Genomic DNA, 6,846 nt, shown 5'->3' with positions numbered 1-6,846 from the left:
ATCCCCAGTGCGATCTCACGCGAGTACTGACCGGTTTTTTTCTCGATGATTTCCCGCTCGATCAGAAAGACCTGAGCGACGTGGGGGAAGGTGATGTAGGCATTGAGTGCGGCGCTGCACCAAATGCTCCGCGTCTCTATGCGACCGTGATCGGGAGGTGTGATCTCGACGAAGTCTGGTTTTTGGCGCTTCTCAAACAGCAAAGCGATATCACGTTCCAGCGTTGGCTGGTTACCCTTTACGGTGAAATGGTAGTGCGCCTGCTGCTCGACCAGATAGGTAGCCAGCGCGCGTTGGGTCAGCAGAGCATCCGCCGTGATGTCCTGGCCGGCCAGGTCGCAGGTTTTGAGCAAGGGGATCGCCCTGCCGATTTCGTTGGTCCGCTTTTGCTCGTCACTTCCTGCTACCGGTAAGGTGCCGACTTTTTTTGGGCGTAACAGGTCTTCGAGTCATGCCCGACCACGCTCAGGATGTGCGCCTGCTCTCCTGTCTCGTCGATGGCATTTTTCATCGTCTTTCCGTCAAGCGCCAGCGCCTCGTCTTGCGTCCCCCAGGCCTGGTTCCAGGTGTTGAGTGCGCCATCCATCGCATCCGGTTCAATACGAACCAGGCAGTCGCGAATGACGGACTCGCTGGGGACCAGGTACTGTCCCTTCTCGCGCCGACAGCCAAATCGTTCGCGCGCTTTCTGTCCCAAGGCATCGGCCCAGTTCGAGATGGCCTTGTAGCCGCGCATGCCGCACAGCGTCGCACCGGCCGCAATGCCCAGCACCACGGGCAGGCGATGGCGGCGTCCTTGCGCACGGCGGGGATCGGGAATCATCGTAAAACACTGCGGCAACTGGCGCATCTGGTCGGCGTTGAGCATGATCTTGGCGGCTCCTGTGAGTTGAAGGTGTGCCCGGTCAGGGTGGGTCAATTGCACTTGGGGCGTGCGGCATAGGGGACGAACAAAGACGCGTTTGGGGGCCTCGGCTTCGGCGCTGTAACCTTCCCGGGTCCGTCGATACCCTTGCGTCAGCCCCAGTTCAATCCAGTTGGCCGCACGATAAACGCCCCCATGAAACTGCCTGGGATCGACAAAGGTCTCCAGCAACAGCAACGGATGACCAAAGCGTGCCTGCCAGTCCGCGACGACCCGGCGTTCAGTCAGCGAGAGCACTCGTGAGCCGACATTTGGCCAATGCCACTCGGGAAGAATCAAAAAGCGACTATTGTTGGCGATCAGCTTGAGCCGCCCATACTGCGAGCGAAAGTCCCAGCCGATCCACCGGTCACGTACACCACATTTCAGGGCAGCCGCTGAAATACTCAGTTGCGCCACCCACTGTTCACGCCACGTCGCCACGTACCACACCGTTTCACCAATCTTCGCCAGCGCACCAAGGTAGTGGTGGCGCGCCATCTGCTCTTGATAGCGCTCCTCCTCGCTTCGTTCTACCGGGCGCACTTGCACCTCCGAGAGCGCTTCGCTTGTGAATTTCCCCCAGTCCATCCTCTGCGTTATACCAAGAATCTTCGGTCTTGTCCAGCATCCCGCCCTAACTCCCTGATTTCGGGAATCATCCCTCAATGGACAAATTCACCGTGATCCGGGGGGAATTCACCCTTGACGATGGGGTGCTGGAACGGAGATACTCTGCCGATGGTGGTTGAATTTCCTATCCTTCAACGCGGACATCGCGCCCTGGTCACCTTCCATCGCAGGCACGGCTGCTTGGCGACGGTCACGGCCATGCAGCCGGCAGGCCGTTTCGGTGCACTCGCGGTCGAGGCCGACCGCGTCATCGACTTCCGCGAGAAGCTGCAGGGCGACGACGCGTGGATCAACGGCGGCTTATTCGTTCTATCGCCCAGGTGCTCGACTACATTGCGGACGATAGCGCCCCCTGGGAAGGCGCCCCCGTCGCACGGATCGCGCGCGACGATCAGTTGCGCGCCTGGTTCCACCGGGGGATTCTGGCAGCCGATGGACACGCTGTGCGACAAGAACCATCTCGAAACCCTGTGGAGCAGTGGCAGCGCTCCCCGGAAGACATGGGAATGAGCATGGCGAAATGCACGAACATCATCACAGCCGACGCCGACTACATCGTCGAGAAAATGGGAGACGCCCTTGCCCCGCTGGCCAACTCGACGATGCTGGTGACCGGTTCAAGCGGCTTTCTCTGCAGCTACTATCTCGACATGGTCGCCGCATTCAACCGGCGACATCCGAACCGTCCCTGCCGCGTCATAGCGATTGACAACGACCTGATCGGCCACTCCGAACGCGTCAGGCACTTGGCGGACGATCCCAATTTCCTGTTCGTCGAGCATGACATCAGCAAGCCCTACGAGCCGCTGTGGCCAGTCCATTGGCTGATCCATGGCGGCGGCATCGCCTCGCCGACCTACTACCGTCGCTTTCCGCTAGAGACGATCGACGTCAATGTCGACGGCCTGCGCCAGATGCTGCGCCTCGCGCGCCAGCCGGAGACACGCAGCATGCTTTACCTGAGCACCAGCGAAGTCTACGGCGATCCCGATCCGGCCTGGGTTCCCACACCGGAAACCTATCGCGGCAACGTCTCCTGCACAGGGCCGCGCGCGTGCTATGACGAGTCCAAGCGCCTGGGCGAGACGCTCTGCGTCACCTACCATCAGCTGTACGCGACGCCGGTCAAGATCATCCGGCCCTTCAACGTATACGGTCCCGGCATCTCCCTCGACGACCACCGCGTCATTCCGGATTTCGTCGCGGCCGCGCTGCAGAAGCAACCGATCACCCTGCTCAGCGACGGCCGCGCCACGCGCTCCTTCTGCTACGTGCGGGACTTCATCATGGGCAGCCTCTGGGTCATGCTCCGCGGCCGGGACGGCGAACCCTACAACGTCGGCAACGATGAGGAGGTGAGCATCCTTGACGTGGCCCGGCTCGCCGCTGCGCTGCGTTCTCCGCCTCTGGCGGTCACCCACGCGACGAGCGAGGATGCCCACTACCTGACCGACAATCCGCAACGCCGCTGTCCGGACCTCGCCAAGCTGCTGGCGCTGGCACCGGCCTGGCACCCGGAAATCAGAGTGCGCGAGGGACTGGCGCGGATGTTTTCCTCGTACGCCGGATGATGGCGATGCCGGCCGTCACCGTCGGACGCAAGCTGGTCCATGTCCCGCGCGAAGCCTATGCCGATGCGCTCGGTCCGGACAAGCACGTGTTCCTTGTCGGCGACCTGAAGCAGCCGACCAACTACCCGTTCATCGCCGAAACCAGGCTGGAACTGGCGATGTGCGCGTATGAAGCCGGCGACGACGGCCGTCCGCACTGGCATGCCGGCGTCACTGAATACGAATTGGCTCTTTATGCGTTTCGGACTGCTGAGCAAAGAGGGCATCGCCCAAGGATTTCCTCAAGCCTTTGTCATGAATTTAGCGTTTTTTATGACTTGACAGAGCCAGATGGAGCAGAAATTCCTCCTTCGAGAGGCTCCGGATGGAAGGTAGACGACAAAAAGGCTATCGAATGCTTGCCTCCCTGTGTGACGATCGCCAACCGCCCGAAACACATAAAGAGCCTACGAATTTGTCATAACCGGCCGCATCGGCTATCGCGACATCGCGGCCGATGCCGTGATCTGGGCGGGCGCGGGCGACTTCCTGTTGGTTCCGGCCGGCGTATGCGCGCAGCGCCTCGTGCCCGAAAGATCGGCCACGGTCGCCGTCAAGGTGCCGTCGTCGCCCGAGAAGACCCATTGCGACGCCTGTCCGCGCGACTGCAGGTATCGCGTCGCGGGCAGCGTTGCCGGCGCCCGGCCGCACGAGAACTGACGCGTCGTTTCACTGATCGTTTTCCTACCATGATTCAGGCAATCACCGTCATCGGCCTCGGTTTCGTCGGACTGACCACAGCGCTCGGCTTCGCCGAGAAGAGTTTCCGCGTGCGCGGCGTCGACAAGGACTCCAGACGGCTCGCCCGGCTGGCTGCGGGCCAACTGCCCTTCCACGAACCCGGCCTCGACGATGCGTTGCGCCGGCATCTCGGCAAGGGCTTCCTGCTCACGCCCGGCATCGCGGAGGCGGTGCGCGGATCCTCGCTGGTGTTCCTCTGCGTCGGCACGCCGAGCGGCCCCGACGGCGACGCCGATCTGTCGATCCTGCTGCAGGCGGCGCGCGAGGTCGTCGCGGCGATCGACGACGTGGCACCAGTCGTGCTGGTCATCAAGTCCACCGTGCCACCCGGGACGACCCGCGACGTCGTCGCCCCTCTGCTGCGCTCCCTGCCGGATGCCGCGGGCGAATCCGTGGCGCTGGCCGCGAATCCGGAATTCCTGCGCGAAGGCTGTGCCTGGGATGACTTCCTGCGACCCGATCGCGTCGTCGTCGGCGTCGACGACGATCGCGGCTGGGCGCTGCTGGCCGAGGCCTATGCCGGCTTCGCCGCGCCGGTGGAGCGCGTCACGCCCACCGAGGCCGAGTTCATCAAGTATCTGTCGAACACGCTGCTGGCGACGCTGATCAGCTTCGCCAACGAAATGTCGATGATTGCAGGCCGCGTGGGCGGCATCGACATCCGACGCACGTTCGGCATTCTCCATGGCGACAAACGCTGGCATGGCGCGCCCGCCGCCATGGCGTCGTATGCCTTTCCCGGCTGCGGTTTCGGTGGCTACTGCCTGCCGAAGGACACCCAGGCGATAGCCCACCTAGCGCGCCGCCTTGGCGTTGAAGCGGGTCTGCTGGAGCAGGTGATCGCCACCAACGCCGCGATCAAGCGCGCCGCCATCGACCGCATCACCGCTACGGCGGGCCCCGCGCAGATGATCGGCATTCTCGGCCTCTCCTTCAAGCCGGAGTCGGACGACGTGCGCGAGTCGCCGTCGCTCGACATCATCGCGGGCCTGCTGGAAAGGGGCTATCGGCGGATCGTTGCCCATGACCCGATGGCAACGGCCAATTTCGCCGAGAGCTATCGGTTGCCGATCGAGTACGGGCAGTCCGCACGCGAGGTCGTCGACTGCTCCGATGTGGTGGTCATCGCCACGGCTTGGTGCGAATATGTGAATCTTCTCACGGGTGTGGCCGACAAGCCGGTCGTAGACTTGCGTCATTGCCTGAAGCCACCGATTGACGACGCGGAGCAGCCGACACCATGACGACACGCCAGGCCATTCTTGACTCAGTGGCGCAGTACGCCGAAGCCGCGTTCGCGCGCACGCCCTTCGTCGCGGGTGAGACGTCGATCCCCGCCTCGGGCAAAGTGATAGGCAAAGCGGAGTTGGTAGCTCTGGTCGATGCGGCGCTCGACGGCTGGCTGACGGCAGGCCGCTACAACAACATCTTCGAGCGCCGACTCGCCGACTACATCGGCGTCGAGCATGTGCTGACGACCAGTTCCGGTTCGTCGGCGAACCTGCTCGCCGTTTCAGCCCTCACGTCGCCGCAGCTGGGCGAGCGCGCGCTCAAGCCTGGCGACGAGGTAATCACCGCGGCTGCAGGTTTCCCGACAACCATCAACCCGATCTTGCAAAACGGGCTGCTCCCGGTCTTCGTGGACTCGGACATCCCCACCTACAATCCGAGCCCGGCGCATGTCGAGGCCGCGATCTCGCCCCAGACCCGCGCCATCATCGTCGCCCACACCCTGGGCAATCCATACGAGGCAGACGAGTACCGCCGCATCGCCGACCGCCATGGTCTCTGGCTGATCGAGGACTGCTGCGATGCGCTCGGCTCCGAGTACCACGGCCGCAAGGTCGGCACCTTCGGCCACATCGGCACCCTGAGCTGCTATCCCGCGCATCACATCACTATGGGCGAGGGTGGAGCGGTATTCACTTCGGATGTGACGCTACGGCGCCTGCTCGAATCGTTCCGCGACTGGGGGCGCGATTGCTGGTGCCCGCCGGGCAAGGAGAACACCTGCGGCAAGCGTTACCAGTGGGAGCTCGGCGACCTGCCGGCGGGCTACGACCACAAGTACGTCTATGCGCATGCCGGCTACAACCTCAAGATCACCGACATGCAGGCGGCGCTCGGCGTCGCCCAGCTCGAGCGCATCGGGGAGTTCTGTGCGCGGAGGCGCGAAAACTTCAGACGGCTGCGTGCCGGGCTGGCCGGACTCGAGGAATACCTCATACTTCCCGAGGCCACGCCCGGCGCCGACCCGGCGTGGTTCGGCTTTCCGCTCACGCTGCGGCCCGAGGCGAACTGCAACCGCGTCGACCTGCTGCGCTATCTCGACGAGCACCGCATCGGCACGCGGCTGTTGTTTGCCGGCAACGTCACGCGGCAGCCGTATTTCGCCAACCGGCACTACCGGGTCGCGGGCAGCCTAGCCAATGCCGACATCATCATGAGTAACACCTTCCACATCGGCACCTTCCCCGGCATCGACGACGCGGCGATCGACTACGTCGTCGCCAGGATGGGCGATTTCTTCGGGGTCGGCTTCTGAGGTGGTAGCGCCACATCCGCTGTCCAGCGACCTCGACGATGTGGTCGATCGAACGCCGGAGCTCTGGCCGACGCTTGACGGCGGCCACCTTTTCATCACCGGCGGCACCGGCTTCGTCGGCAACTGGCTGCTGGAAAGCCTGGCCTGGGCGAGACAGCGTTTGGACCTGCGCGTCACGGCCACGGTGCTGACTCGTGACCCGGCTGCCTTTGCGCGCAAGGCACCCCACCTCGCCAGGTCGGGCTTTATTCGGCCACTCTCCGGCGACGTGCGCGACTTCGCCTTCCCGCGCGAGCCTGTCAGCCACGTGATCCATGCGGCGTTCGACTCGGCCCGCGCCATCGTCGACCCGCGCGCGGCCTTCGACACCATTGTCGACGGCACCCGCCGGGTGCTCGACGGCGCCGCCGGCC

At 63.8% G+C, this 6,846-nt stretch carries 6 protein-coding genes and 1 pseudogene; 5 read left to right on the top strand and 2 right to left on the bottom strand.

Annotated elements, in window-relative coordinates; genetic code table 11:
• Together CAPSK01_RS10560 and CAPSK01_RS22650 are read right to left on the bottom strand one after the other, a co-directional pair.
• Positions 1-353, bottom strand: a pseudogene (locus CAPSK01_RS10560) (ISAs1 family transposase); the annotation flags it as partial.
• A gap of 50 nt (positions 354-403) precedes the next feature.
• A complete protein-coding gene (locus tag CAPSK01_RS22650; protein ID WP_273703488.1) occupies positions 404-1,495 on the bottom strand; it encodes a Druantia anti-phage system protein DruA in 1,092 nt (363 codons plus the stop codon).
• Between the two features lie 222 nt (positions 1,496-1,717).
• On the opposite strand from CAPSK01_RS22650, the gene CAPSK01_RS10550 reads away from it, so the two are divergent.
• From CAPSK01_RS10550 to CAPSK01_RS10530, 5 genes are all read left to right on the top strand, one after another.
• Positions 1,718-2,047, top strand: a complete 330-nt coding sequence (locus CAPSK01_RS10550; RefSeq protein ID WP_273703487.1) for a hypothetical protein — start codon at positions 1,718-1,720, stop codon at positions 2,045-2,047.
• Entirely contained in the window at positions 2,044-3,108 is a 1,065-nt protein-coding gene (locus CAPSK01_RS10545; protein WP_273703486.1) for an NAD-dependent epimerase/dehydratase family protein, read from the top strand. The genes CAPSK01_RS10550 and CAPSK01_RS10545 overlap by 4 nt, the downstream gene beginning before the upstream one ends.
• A gap of 5 nt (positions 3,109-3,113) precedes the next feature.
• Positions 3,114-5,132 (top strand): nucleotide sugar dehydrogenase, encoded by a 2,019-nt coding sequence (locus CAPSK01_RS22645; RefSeq protein ID WP_273703485.1) that lies wholly within the window; start codon positions 3,114-3,116, stop codon positions 5,130-5,132.
• Positions 5,129-6,433, top strand: coding sequence for a lipopolysaccharide biosynthesis protein RfbH (gene rfbH / locus CAPSK01_RS10535; RefSeq protein WP_034926150.1), 1,305 nt, complete (start codon positions 5,129-5,131; stop codon positions 6,431-6,433). Before CAPSK01_RS22645 ends, rfbH begins: the two co-directional genes overlap by 4 nt.
• Position 6,434: 1 nt before the next feature.
• Positions 6,435-6,846 (top strand): NAD-dependent epimerase/dehydratase family protein (locus CAPSK01_RS10530; RefSeq protein WP_034926148.1); only part of this gene is annotated, 412 nt, incomplete at its 3' end.

It is taken from the genome of Candidatus Accumulibacter vicinus (assembly GCF_000584955.1).
GTDB lineage: Bacteria > Pseudomonadota > Gammaproteobacteria > Burkholderiales > Rhodocyclaceae > Accumulibacter > Accumulibacter vicinus.
Note: the sequence above shows the minus strand (reverse complement) of the source record. Positions and strands in the feature narration are given on the sequence as shown.

Coding starts and splice junctions, on each gene's coding strand:
- CAPSK01_RS22650 (WP_273703488.1), bottom strand. CDS start 1,495: ATGGACTGGGGGAAATTCACAAGCGAAGCGCTCTCGGAGGTGCAAGTG.
- CAPSK01_RS10545 (WP_273703486.1), top strand. CDS start 2,044: ATGAGCATGGCGAAATGCACGAACATCATCACAGCCGACGCCGACTAC.
- CAPSK01_RS22645 (WP_273703485.1), top strand. CDS start 3,114: ATGCCGGCCGTCACCGTCGGACGCAAGCTGGTCCATGTCCCGCGCGAA.
- rfbH (WP_034926150.1), top strand. CDS start 5,129: ATGACGACACGCCAGGCCATTCTTGACTCAGTGGCGCAGTACGCCGAA.